The organism is Rhizobium sp. PEPV16 (assembly GCF_008919455.1).
GTDB lineage: Bacteria > Pseudomonadota > Alphaproteobacteria > Rhizobiales > Rhizobiaceae > Rhizobium > Rhizobium leguminosarum_Q.
In genome coordinates this window covers 1-1975 of record NZ_VSZV01000056.1, presented here as the reverse complement: position 1 = coordinate 1975, position 1975 = coordinate 1, and the positions used below count along the sequence as shown (strand labels likewise).

General features: G+C 54.2%; 2 protein-coding genes. Both read right to left on the bottom strand.

Features of this window, described 5'->3' with window-relative positions; translation table 11 throughout:
* Positions 1-38: 38 nt before the first annotated feature.
* A complete protein-coding gene (locus FY112_RS00480) occupies positions 39-974 on the bottom strand; it encodes a glycosyltransferase (protein ID WP_131630349.1) in 936 nt (311 codons plus the stop codon).
* A gap of 2 nt (positions 975-976) precedes the next feature.
* On the bottom strand, positions 977-1975 hold a 999-nt coding region (locus tag FY112_RS00475; RefSeq protein WP_246700574.1), incomplete at its 5' end, for a glycosyltransferase family 1 protein.

Genomic DNA, 1975 nt, shown 5'->3' with positions numbered 1-1975 from the left:
TTTCTATCATGTTTCTCTTTCCCAAATCGACCGATGCGTCAGGATGCCGCCAAACCGACTACTTTGCGTATGCGCTTGACCCCGGCCGAGAATACGAGTTTGTAGAAATCATTCATCCGCTGGCGCCGCATCTGTGCGAAAAAGCCCAACACGCGCAGTCGCATTTGTTCGTTAACTTCAACGGGGATCTTTTGCAATTTCCCCGGCGCATGCCCGAGGCTGCCGGCGTAATAATCGACATCGCTGCAGTGGACTCCGCTGTCATCAAACCCTGAGTTCTCCACAAGGCTCTGGCGAGGGTAAAGGGTCAGCATATTGTCCAGATAAGCGCTGGCATGCCACCTGATCGCCCAAGATTGATTCTTGCCTTTGACTTGATTGCGCAGCATCGCGAGGAAAAAGGCGTTCCCACCGTAGTCGAAAGCTTTGGCAAGGCCTTTCTCTTTCAGGCCCATCAGAAGCTTAGCCCCATTGGGTTCGAAATGTTTCCATGCCCGGGCCCACGTGGCCCATCCCCAACAGTCCGCCCCACGTAGAAAATAGCTCTCGGGAGCATCGTCATTGGGGACTGGATAGGCGTAACCGTGAATGCTGGCGACGCGCTCCTCATCTGCATAAAGATCCAGCCCCTGGTTCATATAGCGCAAGAAGTCAGGCGAGGTTATCAGGTCATCCTCGACGACGATGACGCGGCCATATTGTTCGCACAGGCGCCCGACTCCATCGATGATAGAACCTGCAAGGCCATAGTTTCTTTCACGTTCGACGACGGTGACCGACTTGAAACCCGTTACCGTCTTTGCCTGTTCACGGACCTGGCGCACGCGCTCCGCTTCTTTTTCATTGCGCTGACCGTCGCAAAAAATGAACAGCGGCGTCTGTTCCGCCAATTCGTTTGCCTGCAATGCAGCGACGGTCCGTGCCATATGCATGGGACGATTGAAGACAAAAAGTATGACTGGTGCGCATTCCATGATTATTCCCAGCATTTCCTGCGTTGCGCAAATTGCTCGAGTCTATGTACGAATAGGGTCTCGGCTTCGAGCCGCTCCGTGTCGATCGCTTTTAGCTGCTTACGCCCTTTTTCGATCAGATCAACTGCCACCGCAGGATCCCGAATGCGCAACATTGCGTCGGCCCACTGCTCTGCGTCATTAGCGTCGGCAAACAACGCTGCATCGCCGACCTGTTCATTGAGGTGTGCCGAATAGATCAACGGGCGGCCGACTGCCCAGGCTTCCAACGGCGGTAGATTGGTCGGGCCAAAATAAGTCGACATCACGACGGCCAGAGCGCCTTCGTAAAGCGCGCGCATGTGATCGACCGGCACAAAGCCGAGAAACGTCACATTGTCAGAGACGCCTAACCGCTGCGCTTGCTGCTTGATCCGGGCCAAATTACCGCGGTCCGCACCCGAAAAGACCACGCGTATCTCGGAATTAACGGCCATCCTTTGCTTTAACAATGAGACCGCTTCAAGAATGCGTATATGGTTCTTATGAGGCCAGAATTGCGCCGGATAGAAATAATAGCCATCCCTCAGCCCGTAATTGCCGAGCACGGCTGTGCGATCGATCGAATGCGCTTCACCTAAGAACGGAGAGGGCTCGAACGGCATCGCAATCATGCGCTCTTCGTCAATTCCGTAGCGAACGACAATCCTCTTCAGGAGCTGATGTGATGCCACCATGACGGCGACGGCACGTGGCAGGCATGTGGAAAAGTGCCACTCTCGTTCTTCGAATCTGCCATCGGAGCTAACTTCCGGAAATTCGAGATCGTCCCGATGACAGAGATCAAGGACGGTCGTGACGTAGTTGAGCTTGCGGAAATAGTTCGGAGTTGAGGAATGGGTAACGAAATACGCCAGATCCATGCCCGCTTTCAGCAGCGCATTTTCGATTTTGTTTGCCATCCACGCTTTGCCAATTTCCTTGCGGCTTAAGCGGCGCAACACGGCGAGTGCAATTCGAGA